Annotated in this window: 25 protein-coding genes; 20 read left to right on the top strand and 5 right to left on the bottom strand. The window is 68.2% G+C overall.

Going from position 1 to position 19285, the window contains the following annotated elements:
• Nucleotides 1-35 precede the first annotated feature (35 nt).
• From RKD20_RS16180 to RKD20_RS16130, 11 genes are all read left to right on the top strand, one after another.
• Nucleotides 36-1421, top strand: a complete 1386-nt coding sequence (locus RKD20_RS16180) for a sensor histidine kinase (protein WP_424878343.1) — start codon at nt 36-38, stop codon at nt 1419-1421.
• A gap of 32 nt (nt 1422-1453) precedes the next feature.
• Nucleotides 1454-2254: a response regulator gene (locus tag RKD20_RS16175; protein ID WP_424878342.1), complete on the top strand. Its 801-nt coding sequence runs from the start codon at nt 1454-1456 to the stop codon at nt 2252-2254.
• A 112-nt stretch (nt 2255-2366) separates the two neighbouring features.
• Entirely contained in the window at nt 2367-2528 is a 162-nt protein-coding gene (locus RKD20_RS16170; protein WP_167368204.1) for a Flp family type IVb pilin, read from the top strand.
• Nucleotides 2525-3142, top strand: coding sequence for a pilus assembly protein TadG-related protein (locus tag RKD20_RS16165; RefSeq protein ID WP_424883227.1), 618 nt, complete (start codon nt 2525-2527; stop codon nt 3140-3142). The genes RKD20_RS16170 and RKD20_RS16165 overlap by 4 nt, the downstream gene beginning before the upstream one ends.
• Nucleotides 3143-3158: 16 nt before the next feature.
• Nucleotides 3159-3737: a hypothetical protein gene (locus tag RKD20_RS16160; protein ID WP_424878341.1), complete on the top strand. Its 579-nt coding sequence runs from the start codon at nt 3159-3161 to the stop codon at nt 3735-3737.
• Between the two features lie 8 nt (nt 3738-3745).
• Nucleotides 3746-4378: an OmpA family protein gene (locus tag RKD20_RS16155; protein ID WP_424878340.1), complete on the top strand. Its 633-nt coding sequence runs from the start codon at nt 3746-3748 to the stop codon at nt 4376-4378.
• 71 nt (nt 4379-4449) lie between these two features.
• Nucleotides 4450-4731 carry an Arc family DNA-binding protein gene (locus RKD20_RS16150; RefSeq protein WP_424878339.1) on the top strand — a complete coding sequence of 94 codons (282 nt, stop codon included), beginning with the start codon at nt 4450-4452 and terminating at the stop codon, nt 4729-4731.
• Nucleotides 4728-5120, top strand: a complete 393-nt coding sequence (locus RKD20_RS16145) for a hypothetical protein (RefSeq protein WP_424878338.1) — start codon at nt 4728-4730, stop codon at nt 5118-5120. The genes RKD20_RS16150 and RKD20_RS16145 overlap by 4 nt, the downstream gene beginning before the upstream one ends.
• 161 nt (nt 5121-5281) lie before the next feature.
• Nucleotides 5282-5620 carry a hypothetical protein gene (locus tag RKD20_RS16140; protein WP_398933837.1) on the top strand — a complete coding sequence of 113 codons (339 nt, stop codon included), beginning with the start codon at nt 5282-5284 and terminating at the stop codon, nt 5618-5620.
• Nucleotides 5621-5681: 61 nt separating this feature from the next.
• Nucleotides 5682-7928 carry a hypothetical protein gene (locus RKD20_RS16135; protein ID WP_424878337.1) on the top strand — a complete coding sequence of 749 codons (2247 nt, stop codon included), beginning with the start codon at nt 5682-5684 and terminating at the stop codon, nt 7926-7928.
• On the top strand, nt 7921-8493 hold the full coding sequence (locus RKD20_RS16130) for a hypothetical protein (RefSeq protein WP_424878336.1): 573 nt from the start codon (nt 7921-7923) through the stop codon (nt 8491-8493). The genes RKD20_RS16135 and RKD20_RS16130 overlap by 8 nt, the downstream gene beginning before the upstream one ends.
• Nucleotides 8494-8674: 181 nt before the next feature.
• Here RKD20_RS16130 and RKD20_RS16125 read toward each other — a convergent pair whose 3' ends face one another.
• Complete coding sequence (locus RKD20_RS16125; RefSeq protein WP_424878335.1) at nt 8675-9082, bottom strand: ATP-binding protein; 408 nt, start codon at nt 9080-9082, stop codon at nt 8675-8677.
• Between the two features lie 235 nt (nt 9083-9317).
• On the opposite strand from RKD20_RS16125, the gene RKD20_RS16120 reads away from it, so the two are divergent.
• Complete coding sequence (locus tag RKD20_RS16120) at nt 9318-10154, top strand: helix-turn-helix domain-containing protein (RefSeq protein ID WP_424878334.1); 837 nt, start codon at nt 9318-9320, stop codon at nt 10152-10154.
• An 8-nt stretch (nt 10155-10162) separates the two neighbouring features.
• On the top strand, nt 10163-10378 hold the full coding sequence (locus RKD20_RS16115) for a DUF397 domain-containing protein (protein ID WP_424878333.1): 216 nt from the start codon (nt 10163-10165) through the stop codon (nt 10376-10378).
• 17 nt (nt 10379-10395) lie between these two features.
• Here the strand turns inward: RKD20_RS16115 and RKD20_RS16110 are convergent, their stop codons facing one another.
• Nucleotides 10396-10740, bottom strand: coding sequence for a hypothetical protein (locus tag RKD20_RS16110; protein ID WP_424878332.1), 345 nt, complete (start codon nt 10738-10740; stop codon nt 10396-10398).
• Nucleotides 10741-11008: 268 nt separating this feature from the next.
• Between RKD20_RS16110 and RKD20_RS16105 the strand changes: the two genes are divergently transcribed.
• Both RKD20_RS16105 and RKD20_RS16100 read left to right on the top strand, forming a co-directional pair.
• The gene (locus RKD20_RS16105) at nt 11009-11305 is read left to right on the top strand and encodes a hypothetical protein (RefSeq protein ID WP_424878331.1); all 297 of its coding nucleotides are present in this window, start codon (nt 11009-11011) and stop codon (nt 11303-11305) included.
• Entirely contained in the window at nt 11305-11739 is a 435-nt protein-coding gene (locus RKD20_RS16100; RefSeq protein ID WP_424878330.1) for a hypothetical protein, read from the top strand. Before RKD20_RS16105 ends, RKD20_RS16100 begins: the two co-directional genes overlap by 1 nt.
• A gap of 29 nt (nt 11740-11768) precedes the next feature.
• On the opposite strand, the gene RKD20_RS16095 is transcribed toward RKD20_RS16100, so the two are convergent.
• The 3 genes from RKD20_RS16095 to RKD20_RS16085 all read right to left on the bottom strand — a co-directional run bounded on the left by RKD20_RS16095 (nt 11769) and on the right by RKD20_RS16085 (nt 13372).
• Complete coding sequence (locus RKD20_RS16095; RefSeq protein WP_424878329.1) at nt 11769-12176, bottom strand: hypothetical protein; 408 nt, start codon at nt 12174-12176, stop codon at nt 11769-11771.
• Between the two features lie 142 nt (nt 12177-12318).
• Nucleotides 12319-12726, bottom strand: a complete 408-nt coding sequence (locus tag RKD20_RS16090) for an ATP-binding protein (protein ID WP_424878328.1) — start codon at nt 12724-12726, stop codon at nt 12319-12321.
• 259 nt (nt 12727-12985) lie between these two features.
• The gene (locus RKD20_RS16085) at nt 12986-13372 is read right to left on the bottom strand and encodes a DUF192 domain-containing protein (protein WP_424878327.1); all 387 of its coding nucleotides are present in this window, start codon (nt 13370-13372) and stop codon (nt 12986-12988) included.
• 100 nt (nt 13373-13472) lie between these two features.
• On the opposite strand from RKD20_RS16085, the gene RKD20_RS16080 reads away from it, so the two are divergent.
• The 5 genes from RKD20_RS16080 to RKD20_RS16060 all read left to right on the top strand — a co-directional run bounded on the left by RKD20_RS16080 (nt 13473) and on the right by RKD20_RS16060 (nt 19141).
• Nucleotides 13473-14036, top strand: coding sequence for a dihydrofolate reductase family protein (locus RKD20_RS16080; protein WP_424878326.1), 564 nt, complete (start codon nt 13473-13475; stop codon nt 14034-14036).
• 98 nt (nt 14037-14134) lie between these two features.
• Entirely contained in the window at nt 14135-15007 is an 873-nt protein-coding gene (locus RKD20_RS16075; RefSeq protein WP_424878325.1) for an LLM class flavin-dependent oxidoreductase, read from the top strand.
• Between the two features lie 172 nt (nt 15008-15179).
• Nucleotides 15180-15968, top strand: a complete 789-nt coding sequence (locus RKD20_RS16070; RefSeq protein ID WP_424878324.1) for a methyltransferase domain-containing protein — start codon at nt 15180-15182, stop codon at nt 15966-15968.
• A 749-nt stretch (nt 15969-16717) separates the two neighbouring features.
• The gene (locus RKD20_RS16065; RefSeq protein WP_424878323.1) at nt 16718-17491 is read left to right on the top strand and encodes an isoprenyl transferase; all 774 of its coding nucleotides are present in this window, start codon (nt 16718-16720) and stop codon (nt 17489-17491) included.
• Nucleotides 17492-17815: 324 nt separating this feature from the next.
• Nucleotides 17816-19141: a PhoH family protein gene (locus tag RKD20_RS16060; RefSeq protein ID WP_020119651.1), complete on the top strand. Its 1326-nt coding sequence runs from the start codon at nt 17816-17818 to the stop codon at nt 19139-19141.
• Nucleotides 19142-19285 lie beyond the last annotated feature (144 nt).

Raw genomic sequence — 19285 nt, 5'->3', positions numbered from 1 at the left:
CCGGGTCCCGGCCCGCGGGTGACGCCCGGGCGGCGATGCCGTGGCTGCCGCTGGGGGCCGTAGCGACGGAGGGCGTGAACGGACGCGAGGTCGCCGACGGTGATCAGCCCCCGCAGCGGTCACCCGCATCCGACGACGATGGCCGCGGGGGTGGTGCGGGCGGGAAGACCGACGACGCGCACCCCCACGCACCCGCACTCGACATCCAGGTCAACGCCCTGCAGGCCATGTGCCGCCAGGTCTTCGGCTTCCGGCTGGCCATGATCGCCCTCGCCGCCCCCGCCGCCCTCCTCAACGCCAACCCCGGCCTCGGCACCCGTCTCGTCGGCGCCGCGGTGGTCATCACCTTCATCACCTCCTACGCCCTCTTCCGGGACTGGGAACGCTTCGGCCCCCTCCTCCTGCGCCACCCCACCCTCCTCGCCGCGGACACCCTTTTCGCCAGCCTGCTCCTGATCTCCGCGGGCCCCGACACCACGCTCGCCTACGTCAGCGTCTGCACCCCGCTCCTGGCCGGCATCGCGTACAGCTGGCGAGGAGCCGCGGTCTTCGCGTCCCTGCAGTCCCTGATCCTCCTGCTGGCCCAGACGGCCCTCCCGCACCCGAACGCGACCCCCGCCGACATCCTTCTCCTCCCCGGCTTCTGCGTGATCACGGGCGCGGTCGGCTCCACCCTGCGCAACCTCCTGCTCCGCTTCGGCACCGCGACCCAGGCCCTGACCGCGATGAAGGCCCGCCTGGCCGTGACGGAGGCGATCGGCGAGGAACGAGCCCGACTGGCACGGGAGATGCACGACTCGGTGGCGAAGACCCTCCACGGCGTGGCCCTGGCGGCCGAGGGCCTGGCGGCGTCGGCGGCAGCCCCCGCCCCGGACCCGGCCCTGCTCAAGCAGCAGGCCGAACTCGTGGCCCGAGCGGCCCGCAGAGCGGCGACCGAGTCCCGCGAACTCCTCACCGACCTGCGGCGGGACCCCGCCCCCACCACGGACGTGCTGGAGGAACTGGCGACCCGCACAAGGAACTTCAGCGCCCGCACCACGCTCCCCACCACCTACCGGCCCCCTGACCGCCCCCACTCCGAACTGGCCGTCCCCCACCCGGTGGCCCGCCAACTCCTCACCATCACCGAGGAGGCGATGGAGAACGCCCACCGTCACGCCGAGGCCACGCGCATCGAGGTCACGGCGGACATCGACCCAGGACGTGAACTGCTCAGCATCAGCGTCCAGGACGACGGTCGCGGCCTCCCGCCGGACACCACCCTCGACGAACTCCGCCGCTCCGGCCACTTCGGCCTGGTCGGCATGGTGGAGCGCGCCGAGTCGGTGGGCGCCCGTATCCACATCGGCGAGGGCGCGGACGCGAAGGGCACGGAAGTGCTCCTCGAACTGCCCCTGTCACCCCCGCAGTCGGACCGCTGACCCCCCACCCCACCCCGAGAGGAGGCCGCGACATGCCGGACGCCCCCCAGCACCCCACTCCACCGATCGCACTGTTCCCCACGGCCTTGGCCCCGGCCACCCCCGTCCGGATCGTCGTCGCCGACGACAACCCGGTGGTCCGAGCGGGCCTCACCGCCCTCCTCTCGGGCCGCGCCGACATCACGGTCGTGGCGGAGGCCGCGGACGGCCGGGAGGCGTACGAGGCCGCGAGCCGGCACCGCCCGGACGTGGTCCTGCTCGACGTCCGCATGCCGGGCGTGGACGGGCTCTCGGCGCTCCCGTACCTGGTGCCGATCGCCCCGGTGCTGATGCTGACGTACAGCGGAGAGCCGGAAACCGTCCAGGAAGCGCTGCGCAGGGGAGCCGACGGCTACCTCGTCCACGGCGAGTTCACGGCCGACCAACTCGCTGCGGCGGTACGGGACACCGTGCAGGGCCGCACCCACCTCACCCCCACGGCGGCGGGCGCCCTCCTGACCCACCTACGCGATGCGAATGCACACGTAAATCCCCATGCCCCATCCCCTGCACAGCGAATCCCCCTCAAAGGGCTTTCGCAACTGCAACCATCTGTGGGACAGTCGTCATCGGACAGGTCGCGTTTCCAACTCAGCGCGAGGGAGGCGGAGATCATGGACCTCATCGCATCCGGCATGACCAACCAGCAGATCGCCGCCGCCTGCTTCATCAGCGAGAAGACGGTCAAGAACCACATCAACCGCATCTTCGCCAAGCTCCACAGCACGAGCCGTTCCGAGGCCGCCGCGAAGTGGCTGGGCACGGCGCCGAGTTCGGGCCGAGGGGTGGGGTGAGCCGTGCCGATGCGAGGTTGGGCCCGGATTTGGGCCCAGGGACCCTGCGCCGACCGGAACCGGCGGGTCTACGCTCCGGTGGCCGATGGCGGCGACACCGAAGGGTCTCACGATGAGCAACCGGTTCAACGACGACAAGGGTCAGACCGCGGTCGAGTACCTGGGCATCATCGCGGTGGTGGTGGCGATCGTGCTGGCGATCACGGGGACGGACATCGGCAACACGATCTACACGGCGATCGTGGACAAGGTCAACGAAGTCATCAGCGGCTGACCGGGGCTCGTAGACACGGCGACGCAGGGCAGGCTTTCCCCATCTACATCATGGTGGTGGCGGGCCTGCTCTTTCTCGCGTTGGCCTTCCTGGCGGTCGGCCAGGCCGCGGCGAATCGGAACGGCGCCCAGACTGCGGCCGACGCAGCGGCGCTGGCAGCGGCCCTGGACACGCGGGACGAGCTGACCGACAAGTGGGTGGAGAGCATCCTCGATCCCACCAAGTGGCAGGACATCTTCAACGGTGTGGGAGTGGAGTTCAACGGTTGTGCACGGGCGGACGAACTGGCCGCGCAGAACGATGCCACCACTTTGGGCTGCCAATCGCTGGCCGGGTTGCATCCGGGCTACAAGGTCGAAGTCAAGACGAACAAGTCCGTCGGTGATTCCATTGTCCCCGGGGTCGAGGGCAAGCGGTCGACCGAGACAGCCACGGCGATCATCGAAAGGCTCTGCGACTTCAAACTGCCTGGCGAAGACGCGGACGCGGACGTGCTGCCAAAGCTCATCTGCGAGGACGGCCGTGAGTGGACCCTGGACCCGGAGCACCTCACGGACCTGCCGGGACCGGAAGACCTCTTCGACGTCCATCTGGCACGAGCGACTGACGAGTGACGAAGGAAGCGGAGTGATGAGCATTCGGTTCACGGCGAAGGCCCGCAGGGGGATGGTCGCGTTGACGATCGCGGCCGGACTGGCCGTCGGTGTGGCCGGTTGCAGCGGGGGCGGCGACGACAAGAAGCCGGAGACGTCGGCGTCGGCCTCCCGCACGGGTGGGTCCGACCCGAGTACTCAGGACGGCGAGTCCGACGAGCCGATCGCGGAACTGAAGGGCTCGAGCGGGCTGCTGCTCCAGATCACCTCGGCCACTCGGGACGCCGGCGGCTTCGTCACGGTGAACGGCAACCTGAAGAACGACGGCTCCAAGCGCATCACCATTCCACCGGCGGTGCGCGGAGACGAGACGGAGATCCTTCGGCACGGCATGTCGCTGGGCGGCGCGACCCTCGTGGACGCCGCCTCGAAGAAGCGCTACTACGTGCTGCGTGACACGGACGGTCGACCGCTGACGACGACAGGCTTCTCGTCCCTGCAACCCGGCGAATCCCTGGCCGTCTTCGTCCAGTTCCCCGCCCCCCCGACGAAGACGACCGAAGTCACCTTCCAACTCCCCACCTTCGCCTCCGCCCCCATCCAGATCTCCGGATGACGCCCACCATGACCGCCACCCGAACCCCAACCCGCCTGGCCCTGGCCCTCACGGTCGCGTCGCTCATGGCGGCTCTGACCCTGACCCCCGCCCAGGCGGACGACGGCGGCCCCAGCGTCCCCCCGGGCACCGAACCCTCCGCCACCGCACCCGTCGAGGTGGACCCCAACGACCCGGACCTCAAGCTCCCGGAAGGCGCCACCCTCGCCGAACCGAAGGTCCTGGACATCAAGCAGGTCGTGGAGGACCAGAGCGGGGACGAACGCCGCGAGGACACCAACGCGGACGTGAAGTTCGCCCTCCAGGCGGAGGTCCTGTTCGGCAAGGACAGCGCGAAGCTGAACGGCGACGCGAGGGCCCGCATCAGCGCGATCGCGGCGGAGATCAAGAACCAGAACGCCACCCGGATCCGCGTCTTCGGCTTCACCGACAACCTGGGCAGCTACGCCCACGGCCGCACCCTCTCCCGCCAGCGCGCCAACGCCGTACAGGACGTCCTGGACCAGGAGTTGAAGGACTCGGGCATCACCTACGAGGTCCGCGGCTACTCCGAGGACTACCCCATCGCCTCCAACGCCACGGAAGCGGGCCGCAAGAAGAACCGCCGGGTGGAGGTGTCGTTCCCGCGGGGGGAGAGCTGAGCCAGGCCGGCTGTGGGCCGGTCGGCAGTTCTTCGCGGTGCGCCGATGTATACGTGGCGTATACTGACCTCATGTCCGACGTCATGATCCGCGTGCCTGCCGAAGTCCGTGACCAGCTCGCCGCAGTGGCGGAGGCAAGGGGGACGAGTCTTCGTGCACTGATGCAGGAAATAGCGGCGCAGACGCTGACCCCGGAGCAGATCAAGGAGCGCGCGGACCGGACTCGCGCCGTCCTCGCCGAGCGGTTCGGGCATTACGTCACGGACGAGGAATCCGCAGAGATGCGACGCAAGATGCGGGAGGCCACGGCTGCGCACCGGGCTGCTCTCGCTGAGGCGGAGTCGTCGCGTTGAACCAGATCGAGCACTATGTCCTCGACAGCTCCACGCTGCTGGCGATGGGTGGCAACAAGCAGGTTTCCGGTCTCATCCACGGCGCGGCGTCCAGCGATGACGTGCGCCTGTGGGTGCCGGTCCTGTGCCTCGTGGAAGCCGAGCGCGAGCGCGGGGGGATCGTGGCCCACGTAGGCGTATTGCCGGACGTTCTCCGCATCGTCGACGACGACTACGCGCTGGCCGTGACCGTGGCCGAACTGCACCGCGACGGTGTCGCCCTCGCTGTCGCGGCAGCCGCACACGTGGCACGGCCGAACATGATGCTCCCGGAAGGGGCGCTGGTGGCCACTGTGGCTCCGGAAGCCTATGCCGGGCTCGGCGTCGGAATCATGGACTTGAACCGCTGACCGGCCCGGATCCGGGGAGCGGAATCCAGTCAAGTCCCCACGGGAGGCAGCGCATCGCGATGATATTTTGCTTACGCATCGCAGATGAATTTGCTTCACCAGTCGAAGACTTCCGCCCGGTGAGGAGCGGGAGCCGACTCGGACGACTCGGGGGACAGAACATGTCTGGCGGAACGGACATCGAGGATCCGGCAGCCCTGAACCGTGCGGGCACCGGCGCGCAGGAGATGGCGGGACGGACGCGAACTACCGGCGCCCACCCGGTGGACGAGACCCGCTCGGCATCCAAGGACTTCGGCAGCGGCAACTGGGACGGCGGTCTCGGCGGAGCACTCAGCGGCCTGGCGGAGACCTGGTCGAGTCAGGTCTCGGCACTCGCGTCCAAGTGCGACGGCCTCTCCCGTCAGTGCGGCGGCTCGGGTCTGCTCTACCAGAGCACCGAGACGGCGAACACGCAGACCATGCGCTCCCTGTCCGGCCAGCCGTCGCCCTTCGGCTGACCCCGGCCCGAACCCGCCACCGCCCACAGCGCTCACCAGACCACGGGGACCCACCGCAGCCATGCCGACGTACGAGCAGCTGTACCACCTCAATCTCAGCAATCTCGAAGCGGCGGCCGACCGCTGGCGGGAGACGGCCACCAAGTTCAAGGGCCTGCACACTGCGTACGGCGACGAGGTGGCCAAGCCCTTCAAGCAGGCCGGGTGGCACCAGCCGGTACTGACGGCGGCGAAGGCGGACAGCGACGTACGCGCCGCCCACCAGGAGTTCGCGGACGCCCAGAGGGAGGCGGAGGGCGTCGCCGGTGTCCTCACCTCACTTCACACCGAGTTGCAGACGGCCAAGACCAAGCTCCACAAACTCGCCGAAGTGGAAGCACCGAAGCAGGAGTTGCACGTCAGCGCCACCGGCGTCGTCACCCCGCGCGACGACGCCTCCCAGGACCCCATCGGCCGCCGGGACCCCGACGGCCAGGCCCTGATCCGTGAACAGCAGCAGGCCTGCGACGCCTTCGCCGCCCGCATCACGGCCGTCCTCCAGCGCGCCGCCGACGCCGACGACACCGCCTGCTGGGCCCTGCGCCGCGACCTCGGCGGCTACACGGACAACTTCAATTCCAAGGTCGTCACATCCCTCGACTCCGCCGACGCCACGCACGCGGCCGAGCTGATGAAGAAGGGCGACAAGCTCACCGACAAGGAGCTCACCGAGCTCAATCACCTGCTGAAGTCCAACCAGGGCGACGCGGAGTTCTCCACCACCTTCTACAAGCAGCTCGGCCAGAAGGGCACGCTCCAGCTCTACGGTCAACTCGCCCTGCAGACGTCCGACGCCAGTGACGAACGCAAGGCGCTGATCCGGCAGTTGCAGCGCAACATGGGCAACAACCTGGCCACCGCCTCGAACCCGGGCAAGACCCCGCACCTGGACGAGCAGTGGACCGCCGAACTACGCAAACTCGGCACCCAGCACATCCCGCTGTACCCGGACAGCATGCGCGAGGGCCCCTACGGCTACCAGCTCCTCGGCGGCATCCTCCGCTACGGCGACTACGACTCCTCCTTCCTCACCCCCATCGCGGAGCACGTCACCCAACTCCACGCCAAGGACCCGTACTTCTTCGCCGGAACGAAGTCCGACTTCGGAGACCCGGAGTACGGCTTCAATCCCTGGGGCAAGAACGGCGCGGGCTACGACCCCATGAACAGCGTCCTGGAGGCATTGGGACACAGTCCGCAGGCGGCCACCGACTACTTCACGCCACCTATGGAGAAGTACGCCGAGGACGGCACCCACAAGGGCGAGCTTGCCAACATCGACGGCTCGAACAGCTACCTGGACTACCTCGTCAACAAGGACTACGAGTCCTTCCCCGACATCACGGGCCACGACCCCGACGCCGCGAAAAAGTCCATGAACGACTTCCCGGACTCCCTGGGCCACGCCCTCGAAGCAGCCACTACGGGCCGCCCGGCCGGCGCTGACCCTTCAACCGGATCCCTGGCCCATACGCCGGAGCAGGCCGCTCTGGCCACCCAGGTGATCAATAAATTCAGCGGACCTGATGCCGGAGGGCTCCTCAACAGCGACGACGGAACCGCCCCTTACGCGGCTGCCACTGACAGCCTTGGCAACATCGGCGCCGACTACATGGGCGACATCCAGCGCTCGATCAGCGGCCAGAATGGTCTGCCCGTCCAAGGTACGAGTGCTGATCTGGACCCCGAGGTGACCAAGGAATTCCTCTATCAGGTCAGCCAGGATCCTGAGGCCTATGCCGCGCTCACCGGTTCTCAGCAGGCCTACACGTCGGCAGTCATCGACGCGGAGATCAAGGGACCGGACGACAGCGACGTCTCCCTCACGCAGCGCGTCTCCTCTGCCGCGCACCCGGGAGCCGAGGTCGCGGGCATCATGAGCGCTGCCCGTGCGCACGCCGTTCATGACACCCACGCGCACGGGGACGCCGAGTACAACGAAGGTGTCGACACCGCCAACAAGTGGGTCGGTCGCGGCCTGGGCCTGGCCACAGGTGCCATCAAGGTCCCGGTCGTTGGCGACGTCGCAGGCTGGGCGATCGAGGACATCCAGGAGAACGTGGCCAACAGGCTGTACCACGACACTACCAACGAGGCCCAGAGCGAGGCGGGCAGAAGCTACACCAGCGGTGAGTCGGCGCTGCGGGAGGCGGTTCGCGCTGACATCGCCCGCTCCGGAGGGAGCCAGGACTTGCAGGACGCCGTGGGTAGAGAGGTCGACCAGAGCCACGCCACCGGCGCCGAGTGGGGGGACCAGTACCATGGCTGACCGCTATTCCAGCCGCCGTATGTGCTGCGCAGTACTTTTCGCCACCGCGCTTCTGCTCACGGCCTGCTCTGGTGAGGAGAAGCCCGAAGTCGCGTACGCCTTGCCTGACACCTTGTGTGGGGCACACGTCGGGAAGAAGGCCATCGAACCCCTCTTTCCAGCAGGGAGCAAGCTGACGCAGACCGGCGATGCCCTCGACAACGGCAAGTACGCCTCGGGGTGCGACTACGCGGTCGACAACGCCAAGACACTCCTCGTCAGCAGCTTCTTCCACGAGGACGCACCAACTGCCCGCCGGATCGCCGAGAAGAGGGCCACCGAGTACGGCGACGGAGACACGAAGGTCACCGTCGATGCCACAGGCAACATCGCCCTGTACTCCCGTGGTGCTGTGGCGGTGGCAGCATGCCCCGGGTACTCGCCCGATGCGGGCGATCTCCCCAGGACCAGTTTCTCTGTGGAGATCCTTGCCTTCTATCCCAAGGACCTCTCCAAGGCGGACAAGACGCTAACGCAGTTGGTGAGAAAGCTCGTTCCGGTCGTGGCCAAGGCCAACGGCTGCTGATTCGGAACTCTTCGGAACTCGTGCACGAGGTGCGGCGACCCTGAGATGTGGTGGGTCTCTTCCGCCCTCGGAATTCGGCCTCAGATTCACGCGATGAAGATCGCCATGTCGGTGCTCCGCCTCTGTACCACTGATCAAGGTCGCCGACGGGCTCCGTATCCGAGTCCCGTACGGACCACTACTAAACGGTGGCGAGTTCACACCACACGAGTTTGCCCCGGTTGCCGTGTCTGGACAGTGGCTGCCATCCCCACAGGTCGGCGCAGGCCCGTACCAGGGTCAGCCCTCGCCCTCCGTCCGCTTCCTCGGAGAGGCTCAATTCGTCCGCCGGCTCGGGAGGTTCGGGGTCGGCGTCCCAGGCGCCGATCTTCAGGACGCCCGTCGACCAGGCGATGCGGAGGGCGGCGGGGCCCATCGTGTGGCGTACGGCGTTGGAAACCAGCTCTGCGGCGAGCAGTTCGGCTGTGTCGACCAAGCGAATGAGGCCATGCATCGTGAGGATCAGGCGCAGGGTGCGGCGGCTGATGGTGACGGCTCTGGGGTCGTTGGGGATGTACAGCGTGTACTCCCAGGGGGCGTTTTCGGGCATACGGCAGCTCCGATTCTGGAGTGGGAGGTTCGGAGAGCTGCGGGATGTCCGGCGGTGGCAGTGCCGCAGCCGTCGTGGCAGGACGGAGCGGTGCGCTTCCGGGAGCCCGGTGATTCCGCAGTGTGTGCGTCGCGTCACTGAAAGTAGACCTAAGATGTCATCCGTAGCAAGGCGATTGTGTGATCCGGACCCGAACGGGTCTGTCCAGCAGGTGTGTTGAAACGAGGAGTGAGCGATGGTCCTGAGGCGTGAACCCACCGCGCGTCACCTACGCTTGGCGGCCGAGTTGCGCAGGCTTCGCGAAGCCGCAGGGTTCTCCGCCACTGAAGCCGCAACGCTGCTTGGTGTGAACAGAGTGCAGATGAGCCACATCGAGGCGGGGCTCACGGGTGTGAGTGAGCAACGGCTGCGCCGGCTGGCATCGCACTACGCGTGCACGGACGGGGAATTCGTCGACGCCCTGGTCGTGATGGCCACCGACAGGACCCGCGGCTGGTGGGAGGAGTACCGAGGTCTGCTCCCCACGTCGTTCCTGGACATTGCCGAGCTGGAGCATCACGCCACCTATCGCCGTGATGTCGAGTTCCTCTTCATCCCAGGTCTGCTTCAGACGCCTGCCTACGCCCGTGCCGCCTTCTCCTCCAGAGTTCCTGAGCTTCCCGAGGCGGAACTGGAACTGCGCGTACAGCACCGATTGGAGCGGCAGCGGATCAAGGTGCCGTACGAAGCAGTCGTGCACGAGGCGGCTCTGCGCATCAGGTTGGGTGACCGTTCTGCCTCGCGTAAACAGCTTGCCCAGGTGCTGGAGCGTTCCGAAGCAGATCACATCACTGTGCGGGTGATCCCGTTCGACCTGGATGGCTTCGGCGGGACGTGGGCCCCGATGATGCTGGTTGGCGGGGCTGTGCCCAGACTGGACACCGCCGTTCGCGACGCGCCGCACGGTACCGCGTTCGTCGACTCCGAGGCCCAACTCTGCGTCTTTCGAACGCTCTTCCGTAGAGTGGAGGCAGCGTCACTCGACCCCGAGCGGTCCCGTGACTTCATCCACAGGCTGGGCAAGGAACTGTGAGGCATCGCATGGCCACCCATGACAACTGGCGCAGATCGTCTTACTCCGGCGGCGGCGACGGCAACAACTGTGTGGAAATAGCGAATTCGCCGACGCACGTTGCCATCCGCGATTCGAAGGATCCGGCCAGGGTGAGCATCACTGTCCCGTTTGGCGCCTTCGCTCCCTTCGTGGGAGCGCTGAAAGCGGCCGCTACCAGCGGCTCCGCCGCGTTCTGGGCTTGATCACCCTCTGCTGACGGCTACTGCTGGGGCGGCCGCTGACTGTGGGGCGGGGCGGGTTGCTGCTGGTACGGATCGTGCGGCTGTGGTGAGACCGGCTGCTGGTACGGGTTCTGCGGGTGGGTCTGCTGGCCGTACTGCGGGTAGCTGGCGGAGGCGTCAGGTCCGCCGAGTCCGCCGTTGCTGTTCCTGCCTCGCCTGGAGCGCTTCACGATCAGGAGGACGACCAGGCCGATGACTGCCAGGCCTACGACACTGATGACGGTCCAGATGATGGTGGCCTTCTGGTCCGTCTTCTCCTGCTGTTCGTCGGATGCGCCGATTGCGGGAGCGGCGGACTTCTCCTTGGACTTCGGCAGCGGCAACTGGGACGGCGGTCTCGGCGGAGCACTCAGCGGCCTGGCTCTACCAGAGCACCGAGACGGCGAACACGCAGACCATGCGCTCCCTGTCCGGCCAGCCGTCGCCCTTCGGCTGACCCTGGCCCGAACCCGCCACCGCCCACAGCGCTCACCAGACCACGGGGACCCACCGCAGCCATGCCGACGCAACGGAGCCTGGGCGTCCGGCATCGTTGGCACCGGTATCGGAGTCGGTACGTCGTTCATTGCGACGCCCGCTACGGGAGCCGTCGTGAGCGGCGTGGCCAGCACCATCAGCGGGGACGTCATCAGCCAGATCGTCGACGGCAAGGAGCAGGACAGCACCGGCAAGGTCGTCTACAGCACCGGCCAGGACTGGCAGCACGTCAAGGACTCCACCGCCCAGGTGAACCAGGACGCCGTGCAGGCGGCGGTCGAAGCCCACGGAACGTCGCACACCCAGAACTTCAACAGCATCATCGCCAGCGAGACAACCGCGGGAATCGTCGAAGCACAGGCCAACCTGCCCGGATACGGGCGGGACCTGGGCGCGGCAAGCAGAGACTGATGAAAACTGTAGTGGTAGTGGCAACCAGTGCTGTCGCCCTGGCTGGTTGCCTCGTCGGAGGATTCTTCGCCGGAAGGGAATTTCCCGAGGCCGAGAAAGCCCACCTTGACAGCCGCGACATCTGCGCAGGAGACGAATTCCAGAATCAGGTGGCCGCGTTCGAGCGCATCCTCCCCGAGGGGAAGAACTTCGCATCCTCCGCCAGTTCGCGCAGCAGTGACATCGCCGAAGAACTGAACTCGACCTGTCGCATCTCGGTTGACGGCGAGAGTGCCTTCTACCTTGAGAGCCAGACCGTCACCATGTCTGCCGACACATGGGAGAAGGGACTCTTGGCGGACGAGGTCGTCAGCAAGGACGGACTCAAGACGTTCAGGGCCGGGACCCGAGCACTTTCGTCGCCCAATGCGGATGACCGTTCGTGGATGGGTTGACGGGCCGCTTCTTGCAGGGTTTTCGAGACCTAGGTGACGATGAGCAGAACGATCCACATGACGGCGGCGAGAATCGGAAGCGCGTAGGCGATCAGCGGCATCGCGCTGGGACCAGGGATGCGGCTAGTTGTATAGGTTTCCGCGTAGTCCGGTAGGCGCTCGGCCGTACGTCGCTGGATGGCCCGGTTGTAGCGGTGATATCGGTGTCCCACGTATGCCCAGATCGCGGTGAGAGCGAGCCCGAAGCCGGCCAAGACACGTGCCGCCGCGTAAGTGGTGGCCGATGTGGCAGTGGTGCTGTAGGCCACCGCCAGTAGAGATTGTGCGACGAGGAAGAGGTTGCCGCGCTGGAAGAGCATGGCATCGGTGTGGAGGTGATGCGCCCACAGACGGGCGTCTTCGTCTCGCCGCTGTTCGTAATTCTCTGGCGTCGCCATGTGGCAGGTCTGCCCGCGGCCTCAGGGGAACAGTCGACTCCGGCAAGGCTCACAGCAGCACCCCCCGGCGTGAACCTTGCCGAGGGAGCGCTGTCGTCGAGCGTCCACTCCACACGCGTGCTCGTCTCGCGCCTTCACCTGGCTAGGCTGCGGCCAGTTCGAACCATACGTACTTGCCCCGGTTGCCGTTCCGCGCCAACGGCTGCCATCCCCACAGGTCGGAGCAGGCCCGTACCAACGCCAGCCCTCTTCCCTCCTCCGCCTCGCCGATCGGCTCCAACTCATTTGGGGGCTCGGGAGGTTCGGGATCGGCGTCCCACGCTCCGATGCGCAGTGCGCCTGCCGACCACCGCATCCTGAGGGCGGCGGGTCCCTTCGTGTGGCGTACGGCGTTGGAGACCGGCTCTGCTGCGAGCAGTTCCGCGATGTCGACCAGGTGGATCAGGTCGTGCATGGTCAGGATCAGGCGGAGGGTGCGGCGGCTGATGGTGACGGCTCTGGGGTCGTTCGGGATGTACAGGGTGTACTCCCAGGGGGCGTTTTCAGGCATGCGGCAACTCCGTTCGGTGAAAGGGGGTTCGGAGATCTGCGGGTGGCGGGCGGTGGCATTGCCGCAGCCGTCGTGGCAGGACGGAGTGGTGCGCTTCCGGGATCCCGGCAGATCCGCAGAGTGTGCTACGTGGCGGTCAACACCGGCAGCACTCTCAACTTGCGGTTCCCGTCGGCCGATCTCGCTGTCAGCGCGTTCGGATAAGTCGGCTCAGTCGCCCGAGGCGGCGCGCCTCCACGCCCCGTCATCCCACGCCCCGTCACTCCACCACGATCTCCACCCGCACCCCCACCCGCACCCCCCACCCCTCCATCACCCCCGCCTCCGCCTCCAGCACATGCCGGGACCGCAGCCGCGGCAGTCCCAGCCGCCCCGGCTTCATCGTGCGTACGGCGATGACGCGGAGTCGGCGGTCGAGGTAGGCGACGTCGATGGGGAAGCGCATCCGGAAGGTGTGCACGCTGCCCGCGGGGGACAGGAGCAGGGCCCCGTCGACGGAGTCCCGGCCCAGCAGTCCCTTCGTCCGGGCCCGGTAGGAGGTCGCCATCTCCAGCGGTACGGCGAACCCGTCCCGCTCCCCGCCCCGCTCACCGTCCTTCTCCCCGTGCACGACCAGCTCGCCCCGCCCGTCCAGCCAGCGCCCCATCCCGGAGCCACCTCTCCCGCCATGGCGTTCCCACGCCGTCCCTGTCGCTCCCGATATCTTGGGAGTCGATCCTCTCTCCACTGCCCAGGTCAGGTGTCCGATGCGGAAAATCGTCCTGATGATGTCCATGTCCCTCGACGGCTACATCGAGGGCCCCGACCGCGACATCAGCTGGCACCGGGTCGACGACGAGCTGCACACGCACATGAACGCCACGGTCGGGAGCATGGGCGGGCTGCTCCACGGCCGGGTCGTCTACGAGCTCATGGCCGACTACTGGCCCACCGCCGACGCCGATCCCGAAGCCCCCGCGTCCGTCAGGGAGTTCGCCCCGATCTGGCGGGACCTCCCCAAGGTCGTCTACTCCCGGACCCTCGCACACGTCGACTGGAACTCCACCCTGGTCCGTGAGGTCGTACCGGAGGAGGTCCGGGCGATGAAGGAGCAGCCGGGAGGTGATCTCGCGCTGGGCGGGGCCGAGTTGGGGGAGACCTTTCTGCGGTACGGCCTCGTCGACGAGCTGCGGATCTACGTCCACCCCGTCCTCGTCGGCCGGGGCAAGCCCCTCTTCCCGCACACCGACACGCTGACCTCCCTCCGGCTCGTCGAGTCGCACACCTTCGGCAACGGCGTCGTACTGCTGCGGTACGAGCCGACGCCGTAAAGCCGTAAGCCGTAAGCCGTAAGCCGTAAGCCGTAAGCCGTAAGCCGTAAGCCGTAAAGGAGTTGTACCGGGCCCTCCGTCGTGGGTACGAAGGCGGCATGACCGCACTCGGCGCTGTGTTCCGTCCCCAACTCCCTCCCGAGCGGCTGCGGGCCCTCGCCCGGCTCGCCGACGAGACGGGGCTCGAAGAGCTCTGGCTGTGGGAGGACTGCTTCCGGGAGGGCGGGATCACCACCGCCGCTGCCGCCCTCGCGTGGACCGAGCGGGTGCGGATCGGCGTCGGCCTGCTCCCCGTCCCCCTGCGGAACGTCGCCATCACCGCGATGGAGGCCGCCACCCTGCACCGGATGTTCCCGGGGCGGGCCGTCCTCGCCATCGGCCACGGTGTGCAGGACTGGATGGGGCAGGTGGGAGCGCGCGCGGAGTCGCCGCTCACCCTGCTGCGTGAGCATCTCCTCGCGCTGCGGGCCCTGTTGGCAGGAGAGCGCGTCACCACGCGGGGGCGGTACGTCTCGCTGGACGGCGTCGCCCTCGACTGGCCGCCCGACGGCCCCGTCGAGGTGCTCACCGGGGCCACCGGCCCGCGCACCCTCCGTCTGACCGGCGAGGCCGCCGACGGCACAGTGCTCACCGCCGGCACCCCGTCCGAGGGGGTCCGCCGGGCCCGCGGGCTCATCGACGAGGGACGGCGGAAGGCGGGCCGTACGGGTCCGCACCGGGTCGTCGTCTACCTCCTCACCGCCACCGGACCCGACGCGACCGCCCGGCTGCGCGCCGAACTCACCGACGAGGGCCTCGCCGACGTTCCCGACCTCGGGGTCGCCGGGGACGCGGAGGCCGTCGCCAAGGCCGTCCAGCGGCTCGTCGACGCCGGCGCCGACACGGTCGTCCTCCAGCCGACGGCCGACGAGCCCGACCCGGAGGGCTTCGTACGGTTCGTCGCGCAGGACGTCCGGCCGCTGGTGCCATGAGGGACGACCGGAGCACGGGAGGACGGAGCACACCTGCGGCCGGTCAGTCAGGCCCGACCGCCTGCTCCGGAACAGCGGTGCCGAGGGCGAGCAGCGCTGAAAGCGAGCGCTGAAAGCGAGCGGTGGCGAAAATGAGGGGCGCCCACCCCCTCCCCGCTGCCACGATCAACCCATGACCCCCCAACAGACCCGCACCTTCGAGGACCTCGTCGCCGAGGGCGACGCCGTGCCCACCGAGGGGTGGGACTTCTCGTGGTTCGAGGGGCGGGCCACCGAGGCGCGGCCCTCATGGGGGTACGCGCGCGCCCTGGCCGAACGGCTGGCCGCGGCCGCCGCCTCGCTCGACATCCAGACCGGCGGCGGCGAGGTCATGGACTTCGCCCTCGGGCAGGGGCTCAGGACGCCCGTGCTCGCCGCGGCCACCGAGGGCTGGCCGCCGAACATCGCCAAGGCCACCGCCCTGCTGCGGCCGCGCGGCGTCGTGGTCGTCGCCGCACCGGAGGACGCGCCGCTGCCTTTCGTCGACGACACCTTCGACCTGGTGAGCAGCCGGCACCCGGTCAACCCCCAGTGGGCGGAGATCGCCCGCGTGCTCCAGCCCGGCGGCACCTACTTCGCCCAGCACGTCGGCCCGCGCAGCGTCTTCGAGCTCGTCGAGCACTTCCTCGGCCCGCAGCCCGCGGCACAGAGCTCGGACCGGCACCACGACCGCGAACGCGCCGCCGCCGAGGCCGCCGGACTGGAGATCGTCGACGTGCGCGCCGAGCGGCTGCGGATCGAGTTCCACGACATCGCCGCCGTCGTCCACTTCCTGCGCAAGGTGGTGTGGATGGTGCCCGGTTTCACTGTGGCGGAGTACGAGCCCCGACTGCGGTCCCTGCACGAGCGAATCGCGGCCGAGGGGCCTTTCGTCGCCCACAGCAGCCGCCATCTCTTCGAGGCCCGCAAGCCGTCGGCCTGACGGTCGCAGGCCTGACGACGGTCGCCGGCCAGGCGGTCGCTCCCTGACGCGCACTCGCCGGACGTTCACCCCTGCGGACGACCCCCAGATGCCTGCAAAGCGGACAATGGGATCATCGAGGGCCGATCCGCCCCGCATATCCATGGTCTTCACGGGGTTTCCACATCGTTATCCCAGGCGGCTCGCATCGGGACCCCGACTGACGTAAATTCAAGAAGAGGCAATTCGCGTCAGCAAAGCTGCGCGGTGGCACCGCGCAGAGGAGGGGGCTGCGCGGTGCCGCGCCCACTTCCCGGCGTCAAAGAAACGTTCCGACCCGGAGTCACCCACGTGGGCGATGCCCCGCGCCCCCATGATTCCGCCGTGATTCGGCCACGAAACCCCCACAACCAGGGCTTCGACCGGCCATCACGCCGTCGCCACCCGACTCCGGAGAGTAGTTGTGGCACGCCGATGCACCCGTCATCCCTCACGAAGGGTTATGGTGGGATCCCCCCCTCGGGCCGGTCCGTCTCCCCCCCCCACGGACCGGCCCGTTTTTTGTGCGCCGAGACGCGCATGACATGGGCGGCAGGGGTACCCGCCAGGGCGCGGGGCACAGGCCGACGGACGCTCCACCGCAGGGGCGCGACCGGGTCCCCGACGAGCCGTGGACGCTCAGGCGCCAGAAGGCCCCGCGCAGTTGGCGCCCGGAAGCCCCGGTAGGCTCTAGCCGCGGGGACCGCCATCTCAGAGGGGCTGACTTTCACGTGAACCTGCGCGACAAGCTGCGCGGCCTGCTGGTCAGGCTCTACGCACGCCGGGTGGAAGGCCACCTGGACCACGCCCAGGTGCCCAAGCACATCGGGGTCATCGTGGACGGCAGCCGGCGCTGGGCGAAGGCCGCCGGTTCCACCCCTGTGGACGGCCACCGCGCCGGCGCGGAGAAAATCGAGGAGTTCCTCGGCTGGTGCAGCGAGACGGACGTCGAGGTCGTCACCCTCTGGCTGCTGTCGACGGACAACTTCAACCGCCCGCCGGAGGAGCTCGGCCCCCTCCTCGGCATCATCGAGGACGTCGTGCGCACCCTCGCCGCCGACGGCCGCTGGCGGGTCCACCACGTCGGTACCCCGGACCTGCTGCCCGCCCCGATGCAGACGGCGCTGAAGGAGGCGGAGGAGTCCACCACCCACGTCGACGGAATACTCGTCAACGTCGCCATCGGCTACGGCGGCCGCCAGGAGATCGCCGACGCCGTACGGTCGATGCTGCTGGACGCGCACGACAAGGGCACCCCGATGGAGGAGCTCGCCGAGGCCGTCGACATCGACATGATCGGCCGCCATCTCTACACCGGCGACCAGCCCGACCCCGACCTCGTGATCCGTACCAGCGGCGAGCAGCGGCTGTCCGGATTCATGCTGTGGCAGACCGCCCACTCGGAGTACTACTTCTGTGAGGTCTTCTGGCCGGCCTTCCGCAAGGTCGACTTCCTGCGCGCGCTGCGCGACTACGCGGCCCGTCACCGCCGCTACGGCGGCTGACAGGAGCTTCACAGAGAGTGCTCGACTACCCCGTTCGCGACAGAAGTAACTAGGAGTTCACCAGCGCGCCGTCGTATGCGCTGGCATGGCACCGCATGTTCGAGGGCATAAGCCAGTCAGGTCGATGCCCGAACCACGGGTGTCGGATCTCAGCGGGCGGCACGGGGCCGTCCGCCCGGGAGGCCCTTTGCACCAGCCTTGCCGTGCGGTCACAGCACGGAAGAAGCAGTGGAGGGCCGGTCCCCGGCCCGTGCAAACGGGCCGTCGACCGGTCCAGCTCCACTCCGTCGCTCCCCGACCTCTTCCGAGGGGGTACGTCCTTCCGTGGTGACCAGCACAAAGCGCCACAAGCCAGACCGGCGCACTTATGTCCTCGACACCAGTGTTCTGCTGTCGGACCCCAACGCCCTGAGCCGCTTCGACGAGCACGAGGTCGTGCTTCCCATCGTCGTGGTGACGGAACTGGAGGCCAAGCGGCACCATCCCGAACTCGGCTACTTCGCCCGGCAGGCCCTGCGGCTGCTCGACGACTTCCGGGTCCGGCACGGCCGTCTCGACGCTCCCATCCCGATCGGGGACCTGGGCGGAACCGTTCGTGTCGAGCTCAACCACTCGGACCCCAGCGTGCTGCCCAGCGGCTACCGCCTGGGGGACAACGACTCCCGCATCCTCGCGGTCGCCCGCAACCTGCAGGCCGAGGGCTACGACGTCACCGTCGTCTCGAAGGACCTCCCGCTCAGGATCAAGGCGTCCTCGGTCGGTCTCCTCGCCGAGGAGTACCGCGCCGAACTCGCCATCACGGGCTCCTCCGGCTGGACCGGAATGTCCGAACTGACCCTGCCCGGCGAGCAGGTGGACATCCTCTTCGACGAAGGCCATGTCTACGTCCCCGAGGTTTCCGACCTGCCCGTGCACACGGGGCTGACCATCCACTCCGAGCGCGGCAAGGCGCTCGGCCGGGTCTCGCCCGAGGGCAACGTCCGGCTGGTGCGCGGCGACCGGGAGGCGTTCGGCATCAAGGGCCGCAGCGCGGAGCAGCGCATCGCGCTGGACATCCTGCTCGACCCGGACATCGGGATCGTGTCCATGGGCGGCCGGGCCGGCACCGGCAAGTCGGCGCTCGCGCTGTGCGCGGGGCTCGAGGCGGTCCTGGAGCGCCGCCAGCACAAGAAGGTGATGGTCTTCCGGCCGCTGTACGCGGTGGGCGGGCAGGAACTCGGCTATCTGCCGGGTTCCGAGTCCGAGAAGATGGGTCCCTGGGCACAGGCGGTCTTCGACACGCTGTCCGCGGTCACCAGCCGCGAGGTCATCGAGGAGGTCACCGCGCGCGGGATGCTGGAGGTCCTGCCGCTCACCCACATCCGCGGCCGCTCGCTCCACGACGCGTTCGTGATCGTGGACGAGGCGCAGTCCCTGGAACGGAATGTGCTTCTCACCGTTCTGTCCCGAATCGGCGCCAATTCACGGGTCGTTCTGACCCATGACGTGGCCCAGCGGGACAATCTGCGGGTCGGTCGCTACGACGGTGTGGTCGCCGTGGTGGAGAAGCTGAAGGGACACCCCCTCTTCGCCCACGTCACGCTGACGAGGTCCGAGAGGTCCCAGATCGCGGCCCTTGTGACCGAAATGCTCGAAGACGGTCAGATCTAAGGCAATCCGGGAAAAACCGGAGCAGGTTGGCGCCGTCCGGAAAGGCCAAGAGCCTAGCCGGGCGGCGCCTTCGCGTGTCGAGGTTTCTCGAAATCCCATGGGTCAAACGGGATGTGAGCTTTCACACGCAACTCAGAATTGCCA

Origin of the sequence: Streptomyces sp. SLBN-8D4, assembly GCF_049739545.1 — a bacterium.
GTDB classification, from domain to species: Bacteria; Actinomycetota; Actinomycetes; order Streptomycetales; family Streptomycetaceae; genus Streptomyces; species Streptomyces canus_C.
The sequence above is the reverse complement of the archived record's forward strand: the minus strand, read 5'-3'. Positions and strand labels throughout refer to the sequence as shown.

What these genes read in the sequence shown, in the direction of transcription:
- RKD20_RS16180 (WP_424878343.1), top strand. Translation starts at nt 36, where the DNA reads ATGCCGTGGCTGCCGCTGGGGGCCGTAGCGACGGAGGGCGTGAACGGA.
- RKD20_RS16175 (WP_424878342.1), top strand. Translation starts at nt 1,454, where the DNA reads ATGCCGGACGCCCCCCAGCACCCCACTCCACCGATCGCACTGTTCCCC.
- RKD20_RS16170 (WP_167368204.1), top strand. Translation starts at nt 2,367, where the DNA reads ATGAGCAACCGGTTCAACGACGACAAGGGTCAGACCGCGGTCGAGTAC.
- RKD20_RS16160 (WP_424878341.1), top strand. Translation starts at nt 3,159, where the DNA reads ATGAGCATTCGGTTCACGGCGAAGGCCCGCAGGGGGATGGTCGCGTTG.
- RKD20_RS16155 (WP_424878340.1), top strand. Translation starts at nt 3,746, where the DNA reads ATGACCGCCACCCGAACCCCAACCCGCCTGGCCCTGGCCCTCACGGTC.
- RKD20_RS16150 (WP_424878339.1), top strand. Translation starts at nt 4,450, where the DNA reads ATGTCCGACGTCATGATCCGCGTGCCTGCCGAAGTCCGTGACCAGCTC.
- RKD20_RS16140 (WP_398933837.1), top strand. Translation starts at nt 5,282, where the DNA reads ATGTCTGGCGGAACGGACATCGAGGATCCGGCAGCCCTGAACCGTGCG.
- RKD20_RS16135 (WP_424878337.1), top strand. Translation starts at nt 5,682, where the DNA reads ATGCCGACGTACGAGCAGCTGTACCACCTCAATCTCAGCAATCTCGAA.
- RKD20_RS16130 (WP_424878336.1), top strand. Translation starts at nt 7,921, where the DNA reads ATGGCTGACCGCTATTCCAGCCGCCGTATGTGCTGCGCAGTACTTTTC.
- RKD20_RS16125 (WP_424878335.1), bottom strand. Translation starts at nt 9,082, where the DNA reads ATGCCCGAAAACGCCCCCTGGGAGTACACGCTGTACATCCCCAACGAC.
- RKD20_RS16120 (WP_424878334.1), top strand. Translation starts at nt 9,318, where the DNA reads ATGGTCCTGAGGCGTGAACCCACCGCGCGTCACCTACGCTTGGCGGCC.
- RKD20_RS16115 (WP_424878333.1), top strand. Translation starts at nt 10,163, where the DNA reads ATGGCCACCCATGACAACTGGCGCAGATCGTCTTACTCCGGCGGCGGC.
- RKD20_RS16100 (WP_424878330.1), top strand. Translation starts at nt 11,305, where the DNA reads ATGAAAACTGTAGTGGTAGTGGCAACCAGTGCTGTCGCCCTGGCTGGT.
- RKD20_RS16095 (WP_424878329.1), bottom strand. Translation starts at nt 12,176, where the DNA reads ATGGCGACGCCAGAGAATTACGAACAGCGGCGAGACGAAGACGCCCGT.
- RKD20_RS16090 (WP_424878328.1), bottom strand. Translation starts at nt 12,726, where the DNA reads ATGCCTGAAAACGCCCCCTGGGAGTACACCCTGTACATCCCGAACGAC.
- RKD20_RS16085 (WP_424878327.1), bottom strand. Translation starts at nt 13,372, where the DNA reads ATGGGGCGCTGGCTGGACGGGCGGGGCGAGCTGGTCGTGCACGGGGAG.
- RKD20_RS16080 (WP_424878326.1), top strand. Translation starts at nt 13,473, where the DNA reads ATGCGGAAAATCGTCCTGATGATGTCCATGTCCCTCGACGGCTACATC.
- RKD20_RS16075 (WP_424878325.1), top strand. Translation starts at nt 14,135, where the DNA reads ATGACCGCACTCGGCGCTGTGTTCCGTCCCCAACTCCCTCCCGAGCGG.
- RKD20_RS16070 (WP_424878324.1), top strand. Translation starts at nt 15,180, where the DNA reads ATGACCCCCCAACAGACCCGCACCTTCGAGGACCTCGTCGCCGAGGGC.